General features: G+C 72.0%; 15 protein-coding genes and 1 pseudogene. 5 read left to right on the top strand and 11 right to left on the bottom strand.

The window, feature by feature from the left end; all coding sequences use genetic code 11:
• Positions 1-38 precede the first annotated feature (38 nt).
• The gene (locus ACFV6V_RS13365) at positions 39-1,403 is read right to left on the bottom strand and encodes an MFS transporter (RefSeq protein ID WP_385563423.1); all 1,365 of its coding nucleotides are present in this window, start codon (positions 1,401-1,403) and stop codon (positions 39-41) included.
• Positions 1,404-1,738: 335 nt separating this feature from the next.
• Between ACFV6V_RS13365 and ACFV6V_RS13360 the strand changes: the two genes are divergently transcribed.
• A complete protein-coding gene (locus ACFV6V_RS13360; protein WP_385563421.1) occupies positions 1,739-2,647 on the top strand; it encodes a DUF3027 domain-containing protein in 909 nt (302 codons plus the stop codon).
• Between the two features lie 184 nt (positions 2,648-2,831).
• Here the strand turns inward: ACFV6V_RS13360 and ACFV6V_RS13355 are convergent, their stop codons facing one another.
• From ACFV6V_RS13355 to ACFV6V_RS13345, 3 genes are all read right to left on the bottom strand, one after another.
• Positions 2,832-3,590: a hypothetical protein gene (locus ACFV6V_RS13355; RefSeq protein WP_385563419.1), complete on the bottom strand. Its 759-nt coding sequence runs from the start codon at positions 3,588-3,590 to the stop codon at positions 2,832-2,834.
• Positions 3,587-4,246 (bottom strand): RNA polymerase sigma factor, encoded by a 660-nt coding sequence (locus ACFV6V_RS13350; RefSeq protein WP_385563416.1) that lies wholly within the window; start codon positions 4,244-4,246, stop codon positions 3,587-3,589. The genes ACFV6V_RS13355 and ACFV6V_RS13350 overlap by 4 nt, the downstream gene beginning before the upstream one ends.
• A gap of 129 nt (positions 4,247-4,375) precedes the next feature.
• Complete coding sequence (locus ACFV6V_RS13345) at positions 4,376-6,004, bottom strand: LAETG motif-containing sortase-dependent surface protein (RefSeq protein ID WP_385563413.1); 1,629 nt, start codon at positions 6,002-6,004, stop codon at positions 4,376-4,378.
• Between the two features lie 312 nt (positions 6,005-6,316).
• On the opposite strand from ACFV6V_RS13345, the gene ACFV6V_RS13340 reads away from it, so the two are divergent.
• Complete coding sequence (locus tag ACFV6V_RS13340) at positions 6,317-9,550, top strand: sacsin N-terminal ATP-binding-like domain-containing protein (protein WP_385563411.1); 3,234 nt, start codon at positions 6,317-6,319, stop codon at positions 9,548-9,550.
• A 245-nt stretch (positions 9,551-9,795) separates the two neighbouring features.
• Here ACFV6V_RS13340 and ACFV6V_RS13335 read toward each other — a convergent pair whose 3' ends face one another.
• Positions 9,796-10,458 (bottom strand): response regulator transcription factor, encoded by a 663-nt coding sequence (locus tag ACFV6V_RS13335; protein WP_189186836.1) that lies wholly within the window; start codon positions 10,456-10,458, stop codon positions 9,796-9,798.
• A complete protein-coding gene (locus ACFV6V_RS13330) occupies positions 10,433-11,605 on the bottom strand; it encodes a sensor histidine kinase (RefSeq protein WP_385563408.1) in 1,173 nt (390 codons plus the stop codon). The genes ACFV6V_RS13335 and ACFV6V_RS13330 overlap by 26 nt, the downstream gene beginning before the upstream one ends.
• A 175-nt stretch (positions 11,606-11,780) precedes the next feature.
• On the opposite strand from ACFV6V_RS13330, the gene ACFV6V_RS13325 reads away from it, so the two are divergent.
• Positions 11,781-14,042 (top strand): MMPL family transporter, encoded by a 2,262-nt coding sequence (locus ACFV6V_RS13325; protein ID WP_385563405.1) that lies wholly within the window; start codon positions 11,781-11,783, stop codon positions 14,040-14,042.
• A 196-nt stretch (positions 14,043-14,238) separates the two neighbouring features.
• Here ACFV6V_RS13325 and ACFV6V_RS13320 read toward each other — a convergent pair.
• The 4 genes and pseudogenes from ACFV6V_RS13320 to ACFV6V_RS13305 all read right to left on the bottom strand — a co-directional run.
• Positions 14,239-14,406 (bottom strand): annotated as a pseudogene (locus ACFV6V_RS13320) (transposase); the annotation flags it as partial.
• An 85-nt stretch (positions 14,407-14,491) separates the two neighbouring features.
• Positions 14,492-17,002 carry a hypothetical protein gene (locus ACFV6V_RS13315; protein ID WP_385563401.1) on the bottom strand — a complete coding sequence of 837 codons (2,511 nt, stop codon included), beginning with the start codon at positions 17,000-17,002 and terminating at the stop codon, positions 14,492-14,494.
• Positions 17,003-17,176: 174 nt separating this feature from the next.
• Positions 17,177-19,654 carry an HAD-IC family P-type ATPase gene (locus ACFV6V_RS13310; protein ID WP_385563398.1) on the bottom strand — a complete coding sequence of 826 codons (2,478 nt, stop codon included), beginning with the start codon at positions 19,652-19,654 and terminating at the stop codon, positions 17,177-17,179.
• 141 nt (positions 19,655-19,795) lie between these two features.
• Positions 19,796-20,077 (bottom strand): DUF2530 domain-containing protein, encoded by a 282-nt coding sequence (locus ACFV6V_RS13305; RefSeq protein ID WP_361283058.1) that lies wholly within the window; start codon positions 20,075-20,077, stop codon positions 19,796-19,798.
• 195 nt (positions 20,078-20,272) lie between these two features.
• Between ACFV6V_RS13305 and ACFV6V_RS13300 the strand changes: the two genes are divergently transcribed.
• Positions 20,273-21,754, top strand: coding sequence for an NCS2 family permease (locus ACFV6V_RS13300; RefSeq protein WP_385563395.1), 1,482 nt, complete (start codon positions 20,273-20,275; stop codon positions 21,752-21,754).
• A 66-nt stretch (positions 21,755-21,820) separates the two neighbouring features.
• On the opposite strand, the gene ACFV6V_RS13295 is transcribed toward ACFV6V_RS13300, so the two are convergent.
• Positions 21,821-22,078 carry a ribbon-helix-helix protein, CopG family gene (locus ACFV6V_RS13295; protein WP_385563392.1) on the bottom strand — a complete coding sequence of 86 codons (258 nt, stop codon included), beginning with the start codon at positions 22,076-22,078 and terminating at the stop codon, positions 21,821-21,823.
• A gap of 137 nt (positions 22,079-22,215) precedes the next feature.
• Here ACFV6V_RS13295 and ACFV6V_RS13290 point away from each other — a divergent pair, with 137 nt between their 5' ends.
• Positions 22,216-22,725, top strand: a complete 510-nt coding sequence (locus tag ACFV6V_RS13290) for a MarR family winged helix-turn-helix transcriptional regulator (protein ID WP_385563389.1) — start codon at positions 22,216-22,218, stop codon at positions 22,723-22,725.
• Positions 22,726-22,755 lie beyond the last annotated feature (30 nt).

The following is a 22,755-nucleotide window of genomic DNA, read 5'->3' as shown; positions in this document are numbered from 1 at the left end:
GCACCACATGCCGCAGGCGCCACCACGGCACGCCGCGCTCACCGCACCCGGACCGCCCGCACCGTTCGCGGCGGCGGCATGCTCCGCCGGGAGGCCACCACCAGACCGCGCAGCGCCAGCACGGCGCCCATCACGAGGATCGCGGCCGCCACCGACATGCCGAGCACGCCGTTCAGCGGCAGAGCGATCCCGATCGCCCCGCCCACCACCCACGCCATCTGGAGCAGCGTCTCGGCACGGGCGAACGCCGATGTCCGCACCGCCTCGGGCACGTCCCGCTGGATCATCGCGTCCAGCGACAGCTTGGAGAGCGCCTGGGTCAGCCCGGCGACAGCACCGAGCACCGCCACCATCAGCGGACTGAAGAAGACCGCCGCGAGTACCGCGGCCGTCAGTGCCATCATCAGCCCGGTCGCGATGATCACCTCGGGCGGCCGGTGCCGTACCCATGCCCCGATCGCCGTACCGCAGGCGTTGCCGACGCCCGCCGCGATGCCCACCATCACCAGGGACGCCGCCGCGCTCTGCCCGGCCATCGGATGCACCCGCAGGAGGAAGGCGAGGAAGAAGATCAGGAAACCGGAGAGCATCCGGTGGGCCGCGTTCGCCTGGAGCCCGTGCAACACGGAGGGCCCGACGGTGCGCAGACTCGGTTTCCGCTCGCCGTGGGTCAGCATGTGCGCCTTGTGCTCGCCCTTCGCGGAGTCGACCTTGTGCGGCAGGGTGAACGCCAGAAACGTTCCCGCCACGAAGATGGCGCAGGCACCGTAGAGCGGCCACGCGGGCCCGATCTGCTGGAGCCCGGCCGCGATGGGCGCGGCGATGCCGGTGGCGACGAGACCGGCCAGGGTCACCCGCGAGTTGGCCTTCACGAGAGCGAAGCGCGGTGGGAGCAGGCGGGGCACGACGGCGCTGCGGACGACGCCGTACGCCTTCGAGGCCACCAGCACGCCCAGTGCCGCCGGGTACAGCTCGATGCCGCCCGTGGCGACCGCGCCCGACATCGTGAGGGCCAGCACCGCGCGGGTGGCCATCGCGGCCGCCATCGCGGCGCGCCGGCCGTGCGGGATGTGGTCGAGGAGCGGGCCGATGACCGGGGCGAGCAGCGCGAACGGCGCCATGGTGATGGCGAGGTAGAGCGCCACCCGGCCACGGGCCTCGTCGGTGGGGACGGCGAAGAACACGGTGGCGGCCAGCGCCACGGTGACCATGACATCGCCCGCGCCGTTCACGGCGTGCAGCTCGATGAGCTTGCCGAGCCCCGACTCGCCCGCGCCGTGCGCGTGTGTCGCCCGGCGGATACCGCGCGCCGCGCCGGTGAAGGGCCAGTGCAGGGCACGCCCGACCGACCGGGCCGTCCTGCTCAGCGGCCCGGGCACGGGGGACGACCTCGCGGCTGTCACGTCGTCATAGTGCCCTACGCGCCGCCATCCGGAACGGGTATGAACCGCTATTCGGACGGGCAGGTGGGCGGTACGGCACGGAGGGGGGTAGCGTGCGTAGCGCGCCACCGGCGGTGGTTCTCGGCCGCGCGCCTCTTCGTCATCCCGCAGAATGGGTGATGGTAGGTGCGTGCGCACGGGACCGATTGCCCGGGCGCGGACGTCGATGCGGCACTCCCCAGTGTTCCGGACCCATTCCGGGGCCCGGGTGGATTCCAGCCGCTCCGCCCGCTGCCCGTACATCGTGGATCCTCCGGCGCGCACCCGTGAGACGGCGTAGGAGAGAAGCGAGACCTGTGAGTGCTGCGACGACGCGAAGCCGTACCCCCGACCGCCTGTGCGCCGAGGCGGTAGACCTCGCCCGGGCGGCGGCCGAGGAAGCGGCGGCGCCGGGGGTGGTGGGCGAGCACGCCGGGGTCGCTTCGGAGGGCGACCGGGTGGTCACCCATTTCTTCGAGTGCAAGGAACCGGGCTACCGCGGCTGGCGCTGGGCGGTGACGGTCGCCAGAGCCTCCCGCGCGAAGATCGTCACGATCGACGAATCCGTGCTGCTGCCGGGCTCCGACGCGCTGCTCGCACCGGAGTGGGTGCCCTGGAGCGAGCGGCTCCGGCCCGGCGACCTGGGTCCCGGGGATCTGCTGCCGACCGAGGCGGACGACATGCGCCTCGAGCCCGGGTACTCGGGCGAGGACGCGCCGCCGCCGAACTCCGCGGTGTCGCACGAGATGGCCGACCGGGTCGACGCCGAGGACGCCGAGATCGTCTCCCGCGGCCCGTCGCGCGGCACCATCGGCGCGGTCGCGGAGGAGCTCGGTATGCGACGCGCCCGGGTGCTGTCGCGGTACGGGCTCCACACGGCGGCGGACCGCTGGGAGGACGCCTACGGCGCGAAGACCCCGATGGCGCAGGCGGCCCCGTCCACGTGTGTGTCCTGTGCGTTCCTGATGCCCCTCGGCGGGTCGCTCGGGCAGGCGTTCGGGGTGTGCGCGAACGAGTTCTCGCCCGCCGACGGGCGGGTGGTGTCCTTGGCGTACGGCTGCGGTGCGCACTCCGAAGCGGCCGTGATGCCGAAGCCGCCGCGTCCGGCGGCACCGGTACTGGACTCGATGCGCGCCGACGAGTTCCCCCTCCGCCCGGCCCCCGACAGCGGCTCGGTCCCGGACCACGCGGACACGGCGTCCCCGGACGACCTGGGCCACAGCTAGGGCCTTTCGTAGTGCCAGTGCCCTCACCGGGGCACCTTGCCGCCGGGGCGCAGGCGCGGGGTGGGCTCTCGTGGTCTGCCCCCCGCGGTGCCGGGAAGCGCGGGAGACCAGCCCGTCCGGAGTCTGAGGACGAGGACGGGCACCGCGTAACCCGGCCGGCCCCACCGCGAGGCCCCCGCGGAGCTCAGCCCGTGCGCGTGAGCGTCTCCTCGCCCCCGTCACTGCTGAGCGACACCCGCAGCCGCCCGACCCCCTCCGGGAACGCCTCGCCGAGCGAGATACGGATCTGATGCGTACGGGACGCCGAAGCGTCCAGACGTGCGCCCGCCGCGCCGGAGAGGTACGCCTCGTAGGCGGAGCCGCTGAGGCCGCCCACCGGGCGCCACGCGCCGGTCGCGGGGTCGCGCAGCGAGACGTTGACGGCTCCGGCCGGGAGGGTGCCTCCGGATTCGGGGGTGATCGTCAGGACGTCCGTCGCCTGCTCCACCGCCTCACCGACGTTGTTCGCGACCGTTGCGTCGAGGGCCGCGGTCCCACCGCCCGTGCGCAGGGTGAAGCTGCGGTCCGGCGGGCCGTAGACGATCGTGACCGCACGGCCGGACGGCTGCTCCGGGGCTTCCGGCGCCGAGGGCGACTGCGGAGGCACACCGCTGGGGCTGTTCCCCGGGGCGGGCGGGACGGTGGGCGCAGAGGAGACGACCCCGGGAGGGAGGTCCGCCGCGGGCGCGTTGCCGGGCCGCTGGGTCAGGGTGACCAGCGCCGTGCCCATGAGTGCGACCGCCGTGACGGCCGCGGCCAGGGCGAAGAGCAGCGGACCTCGCCCGCGCGCCGTCCAGTTGGGCTGGGGCGGTGCGGCGGGCCGCAGTGAGTGGATGGTGACCTGCTCGGCACGGGCCGAGAGGGCCCGGGTGAGCCGCTCCTCGACGCTGTCTGCGGAATTCATCGGGTTCCCCTCGCCGCCGTCGGTGTGTCGTTGGCCTTGAGCCTGCGTTCCAGTGCGTCCAGCGCCCGGCTGGCGGTCGACTTGACGGCGCCACGGGACAGTCCGAGCGTCTCCGCTATGGCGGCCTCGCTCATGTCCGACCAGTAGCGCAGTACGAGCACCTCGCGCTGGCGGGAGGTGAGGTCCTTCAGAGCGACGAGCACCTGCCGGTGCTCGTCGCTCAGCACGGCGTGGTCCTCGGCCGACGCCGCGTCAGCCTCGTGCGGTGGCACGTACTCCCGGGCCGTCTTGCGCCGACGCAGCGCCGAGCGGGCCGTGTTGACCACCGAGGTACGCAGATAGCCGAGTGCGTTGTCGATGTCGTCGAGAGTCTCACCGTGCCGCTTGTAGAGGGCGACGAAAGCGTCCTGGACGACGTCTTCGGCGGCCGCGAGGTCGTCCACGAGCAGGATCGCCAGCCGCACCATCGACAACCGGTGCGAGTGATAGAGATCCGTGACGGTCGGGCGTGCGCCGGTCTGCCCCCCGTGGACGGACCGGTGCCCGCCGGACGCCTCTCCCCCGAGGGAGAACAGCAGCCGCAGCGGCCTGGACCAGGGTCTGGACCAGGGCTGAGCCTCCGGCCAAGGGCCGGGCAGAGCAAGGGATGCGTTCAACGCCGTACCTCCGGAGCCACCTGTCGTTCGCGCTGGAGTATCCGGCGATCCCCACCCCCGTGACCTTCAGCCGGCGCATGGTACTCGGGGTGCTCGTCCCGGCCTGGCCGGGTTCGGCCCCGCACGGCCCTACTGGGCGCGGCGGCGGGCGATCAGGAGCCAGGCCGCGCCCGTGGCGACCAGCGCACCCGCGACACCGATCAGCAGCGGCGTGGAGTCGCTGCCACCGGTCTCTGCCATGCGCCCGCCCTGCGGGGTGGCCTCGTTCGCGCTCACGGTCCCCGCGGTGGGGGCCGGAGAGGGGGACGACGCCGCCGCGGTCACCGTGAACGGCCGGTTGACCCGGTGGCTGGAGAGCGACGCCCGCACCTCCATCTCGAACGTGAAGCCCTTCGCCTTGTTCGCGGAGGTCGCCGCGATCCGCATCCGGTAGCTCTCGGACCCGCCGGGGGCCAGGTCCAGCTCGTGGGGCGTGACCTGCGCCATCAGGTACCCGCCCTCGCTGGACGGGACCAGCTTGACGTCCTTCCAGCCGTCGGCGGCGGCCTTCACGTGCTGCTCCAGGCGGATCTCACCTGCCTGGAGCTTCCGCTTGACGTCCTGGTCGGTGATCTCCACGACGAAGTTCGCCTGCTGCGGGATGTTGCCCTTGTTGCGCACTGTCGCGATGAACTCCTTCGCCGCACCACCCTTGGTGAGCGGGGTGGTGGCGCCGAGCCCCGAGGTGGCGATCTCGAACGAACGGTCCACGGCCGGGTCGGGGGTGCCGGAGCCGTGCTGGTGCTTGACGGTGAAGTCGAAGCCGGCGCCGCCGTTGCTGCTGATCAGTTCGAAGTCACCGCGGTTCGCGCTCTTCGGGAAGTGCTTGGTCAGGCCCAGCCGCAGAGTGTAGGTACGGGATTCGCCCTGCTTGAGGGCGCCGCTGTCGAGGACGCCCGAGACCGCCTGGTCCTGCTCGCCGAGGCGCACCGGGGCCCAGGCACCGGAGCGGTCGCGGCGCTCGACGGTCACGTGCGCGGGATCGAGGTCGCCGGACTCGGTGCCGACGAAGAAGGCGTCGGCGGGGTCGAGGTCCTTGCCGGTGTTGTTGGTGACGGTGGCGGTGAACTCCACGGGCTTGCCGCCGGTGGTCAGCTCGGGCTTGCCGTTGATGCCGCCGATGCGGATGTCAGGGTTCTCGGCCTGTGTGCGTGCCATCCCGAAGCCGATGGAGTCCATGCCGGTGCCGTCCGTGTGGGCGCCGACGGCGACCTCGCCCATGTTCAGGTCGGCCGGGATCGAGCGGTCGATGGTGACCCGGAAGCGCTCCCGGGCCTCGGCACCGGGTGCCACCGTGCCGTTGAAGGCGTACGTGGCCTGGAGCGCGTCGTTCTCGCCCTTGCTGAGCGTCAGGCGCTCCCAGACGTCGCCCGAGAGGTGCTCCACGATGACCTTGGAGGGATCGGCCGGTACGGGCTCGAGCTCGGCGTCGACGTGCTTGCCGTAGGCGACGGTGATCAGACCCTTCTGGCCCTTCAGCGCGGTCGCGGTGCCATTGGTGATGTGCGCGTTGAAGGAGACGCGCTGACCGATCCGGAAGCTCCCCTGCATGTCGAGCTGGGTCGTGATCCCCGTGGCGGCGGCGGCCGGCGCGCCGGGGGCCTGAGCGAAGGCGACGCCCGGCACGGCGACCGGGGTGACCACCGTGAGCAGCACCGCGGCGGCGGCGACAGCGGAACGAGCGACAGCGGCAGAACGGGACGAAAGGTGCGTACGCATGATGCAGGTCCCCCAGGGATACACAGGCTCGGAGAAATACCGGAAAGCTGAAAGTGATCTCGGCGGAGGCTCTCGTCCCGGTCCCCCCGGTGCCGTCGGCCCCTACTGCCGCCTTCGTAGGGATAGACGTGCGGCCCCGGGCAAGGTTGCAGGTGGTTCGGAAAGTTTTTTTCGGGGTGTGCGAGACGGGCGGGAAGCGGGCCACAGCACCTGACGCGGTACCTTCAGGCCGCACCGGTAGGCGGTCAGAGGTACACCGGTATCAGGGACACATAGCTGGTGTCAGCGCGGACACAGAGAGCGGAGACGGGCGTGAGCGTCAGGACGACCGAGGGTGCCGACCCGTTCGGGACGGCGCGGCTGCGGCGCGGCGTGCTGGATGCGTGGGGGGCCAGCCCCGCACGCTTCCGGGAGGATGCCAACGCCGAGGAGGACCTCGCGCTCGGCGGCTACCGCGACCGCCTCATCGTCGAGCTCGCCCAGAACGCCGCCGACGCGGCCGCCCGAGCCGGGGTGCCCGGGCGGCTCAGGCTGACCCTGCACGGGGGCACCCTCGTCGCGGCCAACACCGGCGCGCCGCTCGACGCCACCGGTGTCGAGTCGCTGAGCACCCTTCGCGCGTCCGCCAAGCGGGAGCACGACCAGCGCGCGGTCGGCCGCTTCGGTGTCGGCTTCGCCGCCGTGCTGGCGGTGAGCGACGAGCCCGCGGTGGTCGGGCGGCACGGCGGTGTCCGCTGGTCGCTCGCCGAGGCGCGCGGGCTGGCGGCGCAGGCCGCCCAGGGCAGCCCCGGGCTCGGCGACGAGCTGCGCCGGCGCGACGGGCACGTACCGCTGCTGCGGCTTCCGCTGCCCGCCGAGGGCACCGCGCCCGACGGCTACGACACGGTGGTGATCCTGCCGCTGCGCGACGGCACCGCCGAGGACCTGGTCGCCCGGCTGCTCGAGGGGGTGGACGACGCGCTGCTGCTCGCGCTGTCCGGCCTCACCGAGGTGGTCGTGGAGACCCCGGACGGGGTGCGGACGCTGCGTCGCAGCGAGCAGGGCCCGTACGTCCACATCGAGGACAGCGCGCTCGGCGTCAACCGCTGGCGCGTCGTCACCCACCACGGAGCCCTCGACCCCGCGTTGCTCGCCGGCCGCCCGGTGGAGGAGCGGCTGCGCCCGCACTGGAGCGTCACGTGGGCGGTGCCCGTGGACGGAGACGGGGCGCCGGTGTACCCGGCCACCGCTCCCGTCATCCACGCCCCCACACCCACGGACGAACCCCTCGGGGTGCCCGCCCTCCTCATCGCGACGCTCCCGCTCGACACCGCCCGCCGCCATCACTCCCCGGGACCGCTCACCGACTTCCTGGTGCAGCGCGCGGCACAGGCCTACGCCGAACTCCTCGGCGACTGGCAGCCGGTGAGCACCGGCACCATCGACCTCGTGCCGGGGCCGCTCGGCAAGGGCGAGCTGGACGGCACCCTGCGGGCCGCGATCCTCGACCTGCTGCCGCGCGTCGCGTTCCTCGCCCCGGCCGCCCCCGCCACTTCGGCCCCGTCAGCCCCATCAGACCTGTCAGACCCGTCAGACGCGTCAGCCCCGTCGGTCGCTGACGACATGGTGGCGCTGCGGCCCCTGGAGGCCGAGATCGTGGAGGGCGCGGGCGCCGACACCGTCCGGGTCCTTGCGGACGTGCTGCCGACACTGCTGCCGGCGGGTCTCGAACGGCGCGTGGAGCTGCGCACGCTCGGTGTCGCGCGCGTCCCGCTGACCGAGGCGGTCGACCGGCTCGCCGGGATCGAGCGGGACCCGTCATGGTGGTGGCGCCTGTACGACAGCCTCGCCGGGGTCGACCCGGAGCGGCTCTCGGGGTTGCCGGTACCGCTCGCGGCTCCGGGTACGCGCGGCTACTCCCCCGACGGAACAGACGAAACGGCGGACGAAGCACGCCCGCCTGCCGCCCCCCAGCGCTCCCGCACCACGATCGGCCCCCGCCAGGTGCTGCTGCCGACCCCCGACACCCCCGCGGGCCTGGCCAGGTTCGGGCTGAAGGTGGCACATCCGGACGCCTCCCACCCCCTGCTGGAGAAGCTGGGCGCGTTGCCCGCGACCCCCCGCGCGGTGCTGACGACACCTCAGGTGCGGGCGGCGGTCGCGGCCTCGCTCGACGACGAGGACGCACCGCTGTGGGACGACGACGCTGCGCCGGACGCCGACGAACTGGCCGAGATCGTGCTCACGCTGGTACGGGACGCGGGGCTGGAGCCGGGCGACGAGCCGTGGCTCGGCGCGCTCGCCCTGCCGGACGAGGACGGCGAGCTGTCACCGGCCGCCGAACTGGTGCTGCCGGGCAGCCCCTTCGCGTCCGTGATGCGCGAGGACGAACTCGCCCTGGTGGAGGCCGAACTGGCCGAGCGCTGGGGTGAGCAGCCCCTCGCGGCGTGCGGGGTGCTGGCGAACTTCGCGCTCGTACGCTCCACCGATGTCGTGCTCGACCCCGACGAACTGGACCCCCGGGAGGGGGACTTCCCCGAAACGGACGACGCGGGGCTGCTGGACGCGGTGGACGTGTGGTGCGAGGACGTGCTGGACCGGCTGCCCGACACGCCCGTGCCGCCCGTGGCCACGGAGATCGTCGCCATCCGCGATCTGGACCTGGTGGACGACGACCGCTGGCCCCAGGCTCTCGCCCTCCTCGCGCAGCCGCCGCTGCGGGACGCGCTCACCCAGCCGGTCAGGGTGCTGCTGCCGGACGGCACGACGGAGACCATCCGCCCGTACACGGCCTGGTGGCTGCGCGACCACCCGGTGCTCGACGGCCGCCGCCCGGCCGGCCTGCGGGTCTCCGGCGGTGACCCGCTGCTGGTCGGTCTCTACGACTCGGCGGACGCGACGGGCTTCGAGGACGAGCAGGTCCTGCACGCACTGGGCGTACGCACCTCCGTCGCCGCCCTCCTCGACGAACCGGGCGGCGCCGCCGAACTGCTCGGCCGCCTCGCCGACCCCGACCGCCCGGTCGGCCCCGCCCAGCTGCACGCCCTCTACACCGCGCTGGCCGACCTCGACCCGGAGCAGGTGACACTCCCGGACGAGCTGCGTGCGGTGGTCGACGGCGAGGTGCGGGTGGTGGACGCGTCGGAGGCCCTGGTCGCCGACGCCCCCGACCTGCTGCCCCTGACGGCCGGCCGCGCCCTGCTGCCGGTCTCCCCGGACCGTGCGGCGGACCTCGCGGAGCTGTTCCAGGTCGGACGGCTCAGCAAGGCGGTCGACGCCGAGGTGACCACGGTCGGCGAGGAACACGACGTGCCCCCGTCGGTCCACGCCCTGCTCGGCCCGGCGACCCCGCGCTCGTACATCGAGCACGAGGAACTCCTGGCCGGCGGCACCGAACTCGACTGGCGCCGCACCCCCGACGGCGTCATCCACGCCGCCACCCTGGAGGGCGTCGCCGCAGGCCTCGCCTGGGCGGCGGGCCAGTGGCCGCGCCGCTTCGAGGTGGCGGCCCTGCTGGAGGACCCGTCCAGGACGGAGGAGCTGGCGAGGGACCGCTGGTTCGACTAGGCCGTGTTCGAGAGGTGATCATCGGGTGGTCCTGGTGAGGTCTTTGATCCAGATCATCGAGGCGTGCCGGTGGAGACTGGCGAGGTAGCTGTCGGGAGTCTTGTCGTATCGGGTGTACCACCGTCCCGGTTCCGGCCTCCTGGTACGTCACGCTCTGGGGCGGGTGAGGCACGTGGAGCCGACGTGAGCCGACCGGTGCACTGCTGTCCGGGCGGGGACTCATGGGACAGGGCCCGGCACCCGGCTCAGGTTCCGGGGAGGATACGGCGCGTTTCGTAGGCCCACATCGCGATCTCGACCCGGTTGCGGGCGCCGAGTTTGGCCATCAGGCTGGCCAGATGCGTCTTCACCGTGCTGAGGCTGATGTGCAGTGCATCGGCGATCTCGGTGTTGGTCAGCCCGCGAGCGACGGCGAGGAGCACCTGCTCCTCGCGGGCGGTGACGGGGGAGACCGGCTGGGCCACGGGCCGGCCGGCGGGCAGGTCCGCGAATGCCTGGAGAAGACGGACGGTGACGCTGGGCGCAATGAGCGCCTCACCGCCGGACGCCGACCGTACGGCCTGCGCCAGAAGGTCCGGTCCCGTGTCCTTGAGGAGGAATCCGCGGGCCCCGGCACGCAGCGCGCCGTAGACGTACTCGTCGAGGTCGAACGTGGTGATGACGACCACGGCCAGCGGGTCGGCGACGCCCGGGCCAGCGACCAGACGGGTGGCCTCGAGCCCGTCGAGTACGGGCATACGGATGTCGAACAGGCAGACGTCGGGGCGTAGTTCGCGGGCCAGACGTACCGCTTCCCGCCCGTCGGCCGCCTCGCCGACCACCTCGATGCCGAGCTGCGCGTTCAGCATGATCCGCAACCCGGTGCGGATGATCGTCTGGTCGTCAGCGACGAGGACGCGAATGGACACCGCTCTCGCTCCTCGCTCTCGGCAGTTCGGCTTCGACATGCCAGCCCCGGTCGATATCCGGGCCGGCTCGTAGTGTGCCGCCGAGCAGAGTCGCGCGCTCGCGCAGTCCGGTAAGTCCGTATCCGTCGCGACCCCGGCCGGTGCGCCGGCCGTTGTCGCGCACGCTCACCCGTACCGAGTGCCGTTCCGCGGCGACCCGAATGACGAGCTCGGTCGCTTCGACCGCATGGCGCAGCGCGTTGGTCACCGACTCCTGCACGATCCGGTAGACGGCCGCGTCCACGGCCGGGGGCAGCGCGTCCAGTTCACCGTCGAGCCCCAAGTCGACCCTGAGGCGACCACCTGGGGTGCGCACCAGGCGCTCCAGATCCGCGACTCCGGCAGGGGGCGCCAGCTCGGCGCCGACCCCGCGGTCGCGCAGCGCGGCGACCATGGCGCGCATTTCCTCCAGCGTGCGCGCCCCTTCCTCCTCGACCCCCTCCAGCGCCTCGACGGCGGCGGACGGCTCGGTGCCCGCGAGCACCCGGCCCGCCTGGGCGATGATCACCATGGCCGACACGTGGTGGGCCACCGTGTCGTGCAGTTCCCGGGCGAGCTGCTCGCGCTCGCGGGAGCGCACCTGCTCCAACAGCCGCTCGCGAGCGGTCACCCGGAACCGCACGGCAGCCCCGACCACGCCGGGCAGCAGCAGGAAGACGAGGCCCACGACGTTCTCGAGGAACGGGGTCTCGTCCGTGACGGAACACAGCGCGCCGGCCGCGAGGATCACCGCGGCGCCGAGCACGACCTCGCGTCCCGATCCCCACCGGGGCAGCGCGTACACCAGTACGAGCACGACCGCGCCGGTGTACAGGCCGACGGGCTCGCGCGGAGCGGCGACGAGCGAGGCCACCTGAAGCAGGATCACCGAGCCGAACGCCAGCGTCACCATCGCCAGCGGGCGGGTCCGGCGCCACAGGGGCAGCAGGCACAGCCATACGGCGAACACCACCGCCACCGGCCGCCACACGACGTCCTCGCGCAGGGTGGCCTCCAGCACCACACCGGCAAGGCCCGCGGCGAGCAGCGCCCAGTCCCGCCACACCCGGGCGGGCGCGTCGGGCGGCCGGGGTTCGGTCCACAGGGTTCGCAGGTCGTCTCGCAGCATGGTTCTCAGCCTAGGGACCGCGCCGTGCCGCGCATCGGCCGAAAGGACGGGGCGTCACTCCGCCCTGGGGCCGACGGATCCGCGGCCCGCGAGCCGATGCCGCGGAGCGCCGTGGCGACGAACCTCGGCATCGGCGGCCGTACAAGGACGGCCGACGAGGTGGTTGGAGGACCCGATGCTCTCGAAAGCCCTGTTGCGCCTGGGCGCAAGCGCCGCCCGCCATCCCTGGCGGGTGATCGCGGCATGGCTGATCGCCGCCACGCTCGCCGTCCTCGCCGCGATCACCATCGGCGGGCGGACCGCGGACTCGATGACCGCTCCGGGGCTGGACTCCCAACGGGCCGCGGAACTGATCGAGCGGGCAGGCACCGCCCAGGAGGGGATGACCGCCCAAGTGGTCGTCACCCCCCTCGACGACGGTGCGACGTTCTTCGACCACGGCAGCGCGCGCACCGCTCTCACGCGGCTGCAGACCGAGGTGAAGCGGCTGCCGCACGTGCTCGGCACGAGCGACCCGGCGGGGGCACTCGACGCAGGCGGGGACACCACCGTGCGCGGCGGCCTTGTCTCGGCCGACGGGCGGATCGCGGTCGTACGGGTGCAGTACCCCGACCAGAGCCGGCTGTCGGCCGAAGACCTCGACGCCCTCGTCGATCTCGGCGACCGGCTGCGCGCCGAGCTGCCCCTGCGCATCGAGATGGGCGGGAACCTCTTCTACGCCTTCTCCGACCCCGACGGCGGCGTAAGCGAGCTGATCGGCCTCCTCGCCGCGGCCACGATCCTGTTCCTGGCGTTCGGTTCGCTCGTCGCCGCCGCGCTGCCGATCGGCATGGCGGTCTTCGGGCTGACCGTCGGGGTCGCCACGATGACGGTACTGGCGGGGGTGACAGAGGTCCCCACCTTCGCACCGGTCCTGGGCAGCATGGTCGGGCTCGGAGTGGGCATCGACTACGCGCTGTTCGTGCTCGCCAGGCACCGGGAGTACCTCGCGTGCGGGCTCGATCCGCAGGCGGCGGCCGGACGAGCTGTGGCAACGGCGGGGCGGCCGGTGGTCTTCGCCGGCGGCACCGTCGTCGTGTCGATCCTCGGCCTGGCGGTCGCGAACGTGCCGTTCATGACGGTGGGCGGGCTCGCCGTCTCGATCGTCGTCCTGATCATGGTGCTCGCGTCGGTGACGCTGCTGCCGGCCTTCCTCGGCGCCGCCGGCCCACGCCTGGCCCGGGCCGGCCGGATCGGCCGGGCTCTGCAGACCAGGAAGCCGGGCCGACTCGCACGGCGGCGGGACCCGGATGCAGGCGCCGCCCACACCGCCGGGTGGCGTCGCTGGATCGGGCACGTCAGCCGGCACCCTGCGCCGTACGCGGTCGGCGCGGCGGGGCTGCTGCTGACCGCGGCGCTGCCCGTGCTCGGCCTGCGCGTCGGCCTGCCCGACGACGGCTCACTGCCCCAGAGCCGTACCGAGCGCCGCGCCTACGACCTCGTCGCCGAGGGGTTCGGCCCGGGCACCAACGGTCCCCTCGTCATCGCCGCGAACCCCGCCGGTGATCCGGGAGTGCTGGACCGACTCGTCGGGGCGGTCGCGGCGGATCCGGGCATCGCATCCGTCGCGCCGACGCAGATCGATCGGGCCACCGGCATCGCGACCCTCGTGGTGTTCCCGACCACCAGCCCTCAGGACAAGGCCACGACCGACACCATCGCCCGGCTGCGCACCGATGTACTGCCCACGGCGATCGGGCACGGCCCGGCCAGGGCCCACGTCGGCGGCGCCGCCGCGAGCCTGTCCGATGTGGGCCGGCGCACCAGCGAACGCCTGCCACTGTTGGTCGCCACCGTGCTGGCGACGTCGTTCCTGCTGCTGATGCTGGTCTTCCGCTCGGTACTCGTACCGCTCAAGGCGGTACTGCTGAATCTGCTGAGCATCGGCGCGGCCTACGGCATCATGGTCGCGGTCTTCCAGTGGGGCTGGGGAGGCGCACTCATCGGGCTGGAAGCGACGGTTCCGATCGTGTCGTTCATCCCGATGTTCCTCTTCGCCATCCTGTTCGGCCTGTCGATGGACTACGAGGTCTTCCTCCTCTCCCGCGTGCGCGAGGAGTACCTGCGCACCGGCGACAACCACACGGCGATCGTCGAAGGCGTCTCGCGCACCGCCCGGATCATCACCTCGGCCGCCCTCATCATGGTGGCGGTCTTCCTGTCCTTCGCCGTCGCCGACGACCCCTCCACCAAAATGTTCGGCCTCGGCCTGGCCACCGCGATCTTCATCGACGCCACGGTCGTACGCATGGTGCTGGTACCGGCGACCATGACACTCCTCGGCCGGACCAACTGGTGGCTGCCGAAGTGGCTGGACCGGATGCTTCCCCGCGGCCCGGTCGGCACCGACGCGGAATCCACGGGTGAGGCCCCGCGTCCACGGCTGGTTGACCGTTGACTCAACTCTGCCCGCCCTTGGCGTCCGGCACCTCAGCGCGTCACCTAGGGGCATATCGAGTCGTGATCATCGGGTGGTCCTGGTGAGGTCCTTGATCCAGACCGGCTAGGTGGCTGTCGGGAGTCCTGTCGTATCGGGTGGCGATGCCTCGTCATGCTTTGATCTTGTTGACCAGGCGTTCGACGGTGTTCCGCTCCTTGTAGAGGTTGTGGAGGGTCGACCAGGCGCCGAACTCCGTCGGCATCTCCCGCCACTGCCCGCCCGTCTTGAACCGCCAGATCACGCCCTCGAACTGCTGCCGCAGTCGCTCGGGGTACGGGCCGCACTCGCCGACACCGTCCGGGTCCGGCGCCGACCGCCGCATGGTCCCCGCCGTGCACCGGTCCGGCACGGGAACGGCAGAGGGGCGCCGGTCGGGATGACCGGCGCCCCTGCCCACGTCCGTGGAGCTATCGCACGTCGATGAACCAGACCGGTGACGCAGCCGCCCCGATCTCGCCCGTGCGTGGCATCAGCCACCGCCAGTTCGCGTCGAACGCGGCCTTCGGCGAGGCCTTGACGATGCCGGAGGGGTCGGCGGTCCGCTTGGCGGCGAGGCTCCAGGTGGAGACGCCCGGCTTGCGGTACTCCAGCTGGACCGGCTGGCCGCTCAGGGCCAGCCAGCGGCCGGTGGACCAGTCGGAGATGCCGGCGATGCCGCTGACCGTGAAGAGCTTGCCCTTGGTCGCCTGCTCGGGTGCGCTCATCGTCACCCGGCTCTGGCGCAGGATCAGCGCGGAGCCGAGTCCGTTCAGGTCCGTGTAGCTCTTGCCGTCGCGGGAGCGGGCCCAGGCCGCGACCTTCCACTCGCCCGCGAGGCTGTTGCGGCCGAGCTGGGTGAGGGCGTTGATGGTGAACGGCGCTTCGCACACGGAGGTGGTGGCGTCCTTCGCCGTGCATGTCGCCGGTCCGGCGCGCAGGATGCCGTCGGGGCGGTCGTACGGGCCCCGGTGGAGGACGGCGCCGGCCTCCGCGATGCCCGCGGGGTCGGACGCGGTGAAGCGCACGGTGTACGGCGCCGCGTTCAGGTCGTCGTACACGGGCGGGGCGATCACGCGGCCGCCGTTGACGACCACGTCGGTGATCTTCGTGGCGCCGCGGGTCTCGGCGGTCGCGGGCGCGGGTCCTGCGAAGGCCCGGATGACCGTGCGCCGGACGGTCGAGCTCTCGGTGTCCTTGCCGCTCACCCGCAGCGAGACGTACCGCGTGCCCTGCGGGACCGCCAGCTCCGCCGTGGCCGTGTCACCCGAGTCCGGCACGGGCAGGGCGGTCCAGGTCGCCCCGTCGTCGGTCGAGTACTCCAGGGCCGTCAGGGTCGCCGTGGCTCCGTCCGTACGGGAGGTGGCGACCGCCTCGACGGTCACAGGAGCGGAAGCGGTGCCCGCGGTGTTGCGGATGTCCAGCCCCTCGACCCGTACGTCCACGTCCACCAGCGGGGGATCGGTCTCGAAGGGGGTGCCGTTGTAGCCGTCCGCGATGAACGCCCACTCGGTCGTCTGCCGGGTGGACAGTGCGGACGGGGCGGCGTGGCTGCGGACCGTGTGGACGAGGCGGTAGGGGTTGCGCGCCGTCGGGATCGTGGCGGTCCAGGGCTTGGGGAAGCCGAGGTCCTTCGCCTCGGCGACCGTCGAGCCGTTGGAGGTGAGCAGGAGGTCCTGGGTCGCGTCGCTGTCCATGCCGCCGTGGCCGGACGAGTCGCTGAAGGCGTACGGCTCGTAGACCGACAGTTTCGTGCCGCGGAGCTGGGTGCCGGACGGCTCGTGGGTGCGGACCATGAGGGGCGCGGCGCCGAACTTCTCGCCCGGGCTGCTGCCCTTCGGCAGGGTGCGGGGCTCCGTGCTGAAGCTGGGGCCGCCGTCGTAGTTCACGAGCCGGTGGAAGGACTGGCCCGGTGTCGCGTATTCGGTGACGCTGGACGGGACCCGGACCGTGGACCCGACGTACACACCGGAGGTGTCGGTCTCCGGAGCGGACAGCATCCAGCCGGTGGTGGTCCCGCCGATCGCGCGCAGGGTGGTGGTGGTCTTCGCCAGGTCCGCCGTGAGCACCCGCGTGAGCGGCGACGCGGGCACGGTGCCGTCGTAGTGGCGGTAGAGGTCGTACCGGTACGGGCTCGGATTGTTGGCGCCGCTGCCGCTCTTCGTCAGTACGTCGTGGACGCGCAGGGACATGCCGGGAATCGAGAACGGCGTGACGTACACCTTGTTGCCCCAGCCGCCCGCGAAGCCCGCGATGTCGCCGTTCGGCGTCTTGATCCACACCGAGGAGCTGCTCCGGCGCGCGGTCGGCTCGTCCGTGGTGACGCCGGTCTCCTTGGCGGTGTTCGCGTCGAGCGTCACCGTCAGGCCGCGGTCCTTCACCGAGAAGGTCTTGGTGATGAGGTGGTCGGGCTGCTGCCAGTTGCTGAACAGACCGACCGTCACATAGTCGCCCGGAGGCAGGCTGACCTTGCCGTAGGAGTCGAACTGCTCCTCGTCGACGTCGTAGTACACCCAGGTCTTGCGGTTCCAGACGTGGATGAGCGGCCCGAAGTGGTCCGCGTTCGCAAGCTGGAGCCGCACGGAGTACGTGCCGCCGGCGGCGCGTGCCTGTGCCTCCCGCGTCACCGGCACGGCGGACTTCCGGGCAGGCGCGACGCGCAGCGTCGTGGCCTTCACCGGCTGCCTGCGGTCGGCCTGGGCCGGCTGCACCCGCAGCATTCCGTCCGTGGTGCTGTACGCGTAACGCCCCGGTTGCCCGCCCGCCCGTGCCGGTACGACGCGGAAGCCGGACGCCTTGCCGCTCGCGTCGCGTACCGCCTCGATCCGCTCACCCGCCACAGGAGCCGGAGCGGACGCGGCCGCGGCCTCCGGCGCCGCTGCCGTGCTCTGCCCGGGCACCAGCAGTACGGCCGCCCCCGCGAGCGCCGCCGCCAGCGTCACCCCTGTGGTTCTTCTCGTCCTTCGCCACATCCCGATCTGCCCCATGCCGTGCGGAACTCCCCTCCCCTGCCGGGCGCACCCCGCGCCACGGACGACGACGGTCATCACACTGATCACAGCGATCACCGTCGGGTGAACCTTAAACCTTCACAGGAAGTCCTCAGCCGGGTGGTGCTACGCGGGGAAGCGGCGGTCCACCCACCGCCACGCGAGCTCCAGCACCACCGCCGCCACCACCGCGATCCCCACCGCCGTCCAGGGCATCACCGTGCCCACCAGCCTCAGCGCGAAGAAGTCCTGGAGCCAGGGCACCGCCAGCACCAGCAGGAAGCCCAGGCCCATCGCCAGGACGAGGCCGAGCCGCCACCAGGTGTAGGGGCGGGCGATGATCGCCAGCACCCACAGGGCGACCAGGAACAGGGTCAGGGTCGCCGCGCTGGTCTCCGCCTCCAGGGCGTCCGGGCCGCCGTAATGGGTGCGGGCGAGCAGATAGGTGAGGAACGTGGCCACCGCGGCGATGACCCCGGCGGGGATCGCGTACCGCATGACGAGCCGTACGAAGTGGGGCTTGGCACGCTCCTTGTTGGGGGCGAGGGCGAGGAAGAAGGCCGGCACGCCGATGGTGAGGGTGGACAGCAGTGTCAGATGGCGGGGCAGGAAGGGGTACTCCACCTGCCAGCAGACCACCAGGACCGCCAGCAGCACCGAGTAGACCGTCTTCGTGAGGAAGAGGGTGGCCACGCGCGTGATGTTGCCGATGACCCGGCGGCCCTCGGCGACCACCGACGGCAGCGTGGCGAAGCTGTTGTTGAGCAGCACGATCTGGGCGACCGCCTTGGTGGCCTCCGAGCCCGAGCCCATCGAGACCCCGATGTCGGCGTCCTTGAGGGCGAGCACGTCGTTCACGCCGTCGCCCGTCATGGCCACGTTGTGGCCACGGGACTGGAGCGCGCCGACCATGTCCCGTTTCTGCCGTGGGGTGACCCGTCCGAAGACGGCGTTCGCGTCGAGCTCCGCGGCCATGGCGTCCCGGTCGGCGGGGAGGCGGCGGGCGTCGACGGTGTGTTCGGCGCCCGGCAGCCCGAGTTTCCCGGCGACCGCGCCCACCGACACGGCGTTGTCGCCGGAGATGACCTTCGCCGCGACGTCCTGCTCCTCGAAGTAGGCCAGGGTGTCGGCGGCGTCGGGCCGCAGCCGTTGTTCGAGCACGACCAGGGCGGCGGGGTGGGCGCCCGCGGCCACATCGGGGGCGTCCAGCTCGTCCGCCGGGCCGGCCGCCTGAGCCCTTCGCGCGGCACGCGCGAGCAGCAGCACCCGCAGCCCCTTCTCGTTGAGCCCGTCGGCGTCCGCGAGCACGGGGTCGTCCGGGGGCAGCAGCACATCGGGCGCACCCAGCAGCCAGGCGGAGCTCTGGCCGTCGCCCTCGCTGAAGGCCGCCCCGCTGTACTTGCGGGCGGAGGAGAAGGGCAGCGAACGCGTGCAGCGCCAGTCGTCGCTGTCCGGGTACGCCTCGATGATTGCCTGGAGCGAGGCGTTGGGCCGGGGGTCGGACTCCCCGAGCGCGCCGAGCACCCTGCGTATGTACGCCTCGTCGAAGCCGTCCAGGACGCGCAGCCCGGTGACGTCCATCCCGCCCTCGGTGAGCGTGCCGGTCTTGTCCAGGCAGACCACGTTGACCCGTGCGAGTCCCTCGATCGCGGGCAGTTCCTGCACGAGGCACTGCTTGCGGCCGAGCCTGATCACCCCGATCGCGAAGGCCACGGAGGTGAGCAGCACCAGGCCCTCGGGGATCATCGGGACGATCCCGCCGACCGTCCGGGCGATGGAGTCCTTGATGTTGTCGCCCTTCACCACCAGCTGGCTGATGATCAGACCGATCGCGGTCGGGATCATCATCCATGTCACGTACTTGAGGATGGTGGAGATACCGGACCGCAGCTCGGAGCTGACCAGCGTGAAGCGCGAGGCCTCCTCGGCGAGCTGTGCGGCATACGCCTGCCGGCCCACCTTGGTGGCGGTGAAGGCACCGCCGCCCGCGACCACGAAGCTGCCGGACATCATCTGGTCACCGCGCCGCTTCAGCACCGGGTCCGACTCACCCGTCAGCAGGGACTCGTCGACCTCCAGGCTGTCCGCCTCGGCCACCTCGCCGTCGACCACGACCTTGTCCCCCGGTCCCAGCTCGATGAGGTCCCCGAGCACGATCCCGGATGTGGACACCTCGGCAGCGACCCCGTCGCGCCGCACGGTGGGTTTGGCCTCGCCGATGACGGCCAGTCCGTCGAGGGTCTTCTTGGCGCGCAGCTCCTGGATGATGCCGATGCCGGTGTTGGCGACGATCACGAATCCGAACAGGGTGTCCTGGAACGGCGCGACGATGAACATGACCACCCACAGCACGCCGATGAGCGCGTTGAAGCGGGTGAAGACATTGCCGCGGATGATGTCCGCGGTGGAGCGGCTGCTGCGCAGCGGTACGTCGTTGACCTCGCCGCGCGCGATCCGTTCGGCCACTTCGGCGGCGGTGAGCCCGCCGGGGCGGTGTCTGACGGGAAGCTTGACGGGGTGCACGGGGTCGAGCTCCGCGCCCGCGTCGATGAGAGCCCGGCCTGGGGTGGGCCCGGGGCCGTCGCTCCCAGCCCGTTGCGTCATGTTCTCGACGGTACGGCGGGCCGGGCGGGTTCACCCGCCGAGGACGTCGGGATCAAGCCGGGTCAGGCGCCCCGAATCGGGCCGGTCATGCCGGTCGGGCAGTCGGCCGGTCACGCAGGTGCGGCTCGGCCGGGCCTCGGGTCAGACCGCGGGGTGTCCGTCCTCGGCGGCGGACCCGGCCTGGGCGGCGCGCTTGATCGCCGCGTCCCGCTTGCGCACGTACCAGATGCCGATCAGCCCGAGACCGCCCCCGGCCAGGCAGGTCCACACCCACCAGGTGAGCTCGCGCTCCGCGAACCAGCCGTAGAAGGGGAGCTGCACGAGGAACAGGACGAACCAGATGATCGTGCCGCCGGTGATGGTGGCGACGACGGGCCCCTCCAGGGGCTCGGGTGCCTCGTGCTTGGGGGTCCACTTCGCCATGCGGTCAGTGTAGGCGGCGGCTCCGAGCAGACGACTGGCCGTTACCCACGGGCGTCTACGCGCGGAGATACCGATCTTCCTCTTATACGTTCATACTGAAGCGGCTTGTGTCCAGCCCGAATCCTTCGTATGAACGTCCAAGGAACTCCCGAGGGCATGCAAGGAACTCGGCAAGAACCCTCCACGAGGTCCCGCATGCCCCCCACGGCCACCGCCCACGCGGACGCCCAGCCGCAGCAGCCGCCACAGCAGCCCGACTCCGGTCGCCCCGGCGCCCCCCTCGGCCCGCTCGACCGCTTCTTCAAGATCTCCGAGCGCGGTTCCACGATCTCCCGCGAGGTACGCGGCGGCTTCGCCACCTTCTTCGCGATGGCCTACATCATCGTGCTGAACCCGATCATCCTCGGCAGCGCGAAGGACATGTACGGGCATCAGCTCGACGGCGGCCAGCTGGTCACCGCCACCGTGCTCACCGCAGCCCTGACCACCCTGCTGATGGGCGTGATCGGCAACGTCCCGATCGCGCTGGCCGCCGGGCTCGGCGTGAACACCGTCGTCGCGCTCCAGCTCGCCCCCCGGATGAGCTGGCCCGACGCCATGGGCATGGTCGTGCTCGCCGGTCTCATCGTGATGCTGCTGGTCGCGACCGGCCTGCGGGAGCGCGTGATGAACGCCGTGCCGACGGGTCTGCGCAAGGGCATCGCCATCGGCATCGGTCTCTTCATCATGCTGATCGGCCTGGTCGACTCGGGCTTCGTCTCCCGTATCCCGGACGCCGCCCACACCACCGTCCCGCTCCAGCTCGGCCTCACCGGGCACCTCGGCGGCTGGCCGGTACTGGTGTTCGTCCTGGGCACGCTGCTCACCCTCGCGCTGATGATCCGCAAGGTACCCGGCGCCATCCTGATCTCGATCGTCGTGATGACGGTCGTCGCCGTCGTGATCCAGCTGGCCGCGGGGCTGCCGGGTACCGCCTGGGGCCTCACCGTCCCCGAGTGGCCGGGCAACCCGGTGGCGACCCCCGACTTCGGGCTGATCGGCCAGGTCAGCCTGTTCGGCGGTTTCGACAAGGTCGGCCTGCTCACCGGCGCACTCTTCGTGTTCACCGTGCTGCTGTCCTGCTTCTTCGACGCGATGGGCACGATCCTCGGCGTCGGCGACGAGGCGAAGCTGGTGGACGAGAAGGGCGAGTTCCCGGGGATCAACAAGGTGCTGATCGTCGACGGCATCGCCGTCGCGGCGGGCGGGGCCACCTCGTCCTCCGCCAACACCTGCTTCGTGGAGTCCACGGCGGGCGTCGGCGAGGGCGCCCGGACGGGCCTCGCGTCCGTCGTCACGGGAGCGCTGTTCGCGGTGGCGCTGTTCTTCACGCCGCTCGCCACGATGGTCCCGTCCCAGGCGGCGACGCCCGCGCTGCTGGCGGTCGGCTTCCTGATCCTCGCGGGTTCGGTCAAGGACATCGACTGGAGCGACCACACGATCGCGGTCCCGGCGTTCCTGGCCATGGTGATGATGCCGTTCACCTACTCGATCACCAACGGCATCGGCATCGGCTTCATCGCCTTCGCCGTGCTGCGGCTGGCGGCGGGGCGGGGCCGCGAGGTGCCGGTGGCGATGTACGTCGTCTCAGCGGTGTTCGTCTTCTACTACGCGATGCCGGCGCTGGGGCTCACGTAACCGGAACCATGCGGCCGGAATCCGCATGACCGGGACCGACGTGACCGGAACCCGCACGGGCACGGCTCACCTGATCGGATGAACCGGCCCGGGCCTCCCGGTGTCCTGGCCCCCCGGTCCGCCCCGGCTCCGCCCGGGTCGGCACCCCGGGCCGTAGAACCTCTCCGTCTCGTCGACCGCCGCCTTGAAGCGCTCGTCGAAGTCGTCGCGCATGAGCGTCCGGACCACGTAGTCCTGGACGCTCATGCCGCGTTTGGCGGCATGCTTCCGGAGCCGGGCAAGCAGCTCCTCGTCCATACGCAGGCTGAGCACTGTCGATGCCATGTCAGCCAGGGTCTCTGGCCGGAACCGCTCGGTGCGTCGTTTTCCGGACCCCTATCACCCGTTCGGGTGATCCCTCGCACACCTGACGGGCCAGCCGGGAATCGGTTGGTCTTTAGGCTACGTAATGAGTTACGCTAATGAACATGCCTGACCTTTCCCGTCCCGCGGCGTCCACCACCGCGGCCGACGCCGCCGGAGTGGACTTCACCGCCCTGGACGCGGCCGCGGTGGACTCCTTGCGCTCAGCCGTGATGCGGCTGGGCCGGCGCCTGAAGCACCAGCGCGTCGACGAGTCGCTGAGCCCCACCGAGATGTCGGTGCTCGGCACCCTGGCCCGCTGCGGTTCCGCCACCCCTGGTGAGCTGGCCCGCAGGGAGCATGTGCAGCCGCCGTCGATGACGCGCATCGTGGCACTGCTGGAATCCAAGGGCCTGGTCCGGCTGGAGCCGCACCCCGATGACCGCCGGCAGAAGGTGGTCAGCCAGACCGAGCAGGCCGAAGCCATGCTCGAGGAGAGCCGCCGCAAGCGGAACGCCTGGCTGGCATCCCTCGCCGAGGGTCTGGACGAGGACGAGTGGGCCAAGCTGCGCGCAGCGGCCCCCGTACTGGAGAAGCTGGCGCATCTGACACCCCCGTCCGGGAGCTGACAACAGCCGACCACGGCCCCGGACCTTCAC

Origin of the sequence: Streptomyces sp. NPDC059828, from assembly GCF_042731955.1 — a bacterium.
Taxonomy (GTDB): domain Bacteria; phylum Actinomycetota; class Actinomycetes; order Streptomycetales; family Streptomycetaceae; genus Streptomyces.
Note: the sequence above shows the minus strand (reverse complement) of the source record. Positions and strands in the feature narration are given on the sequence as shown.

Coding starts and splice junctions, on each gene's coding strand:
- ACFV6V_RS13295 (WP_385563392.1), bottom strand. CDS start 22,078: ATGGCATCGACAGTGCTCAGCCTGCGTATGGACGAGGAGCTGCTTGCC.
- ACFV6V_RS13325 (WP_385563405.1), top strand. CDS start 11,781: ATGCTCTCGAAAGCCCTGTTGCGCCTGGGCGCAAGCGCCGCCCGCCAT.
- ACFV6V_RS13300 (WP_385563395.1), top strand. CDS start 20,273: ATGCCCCCCACGGCCACCGCCCACGCGGACGCCCAGCCGCAGCAGCCG.
- ACFV6V_RS13310 (WP_385563398.1), bottom strand. CDS start 19,654: ATGACGCAACGGGCTGGGAGCGACGGCCCCGGGCCCACCCCAGGCCGG.
- ACFV6V_RS13355 (WP_385563419.1), bottom strand. CDS start 3,590: ATGAATTCCGCAGACAGCGTCGAGGAGCGGCTCACCCGGGCCCTCTCG.
- ACFV6V_RS13345 (WP_385563413.1), bottom strand. CDS start 6,004: ATGCGTACGCACCTTTCGTCCCGTTCTGCCGCTGTCGCTCGTTCCGCT.
- ACFV6V_RS13330 (WP_385563408.1), bottom strand. CDS start 11,605: ATGCTGCGAGACGACCTGCGAACCCTGTGGACCGAACCCCGGCCGCCC.
- ACFV6V_RS13305 (WP_361283058.1), bottom strand. CDS start 20,077: ATGGCGAAGTGGACCCCCAAGCACGAGGCACCCGAGCCCCTGGAGGGG.
- ACFV6V_RS13290 (WP_385563389.1), top strand. CDS start 22,216: ATGAACATGCCTGACCTTTCCCGTCCCGCGGCGTCCACCACCGCGGCC.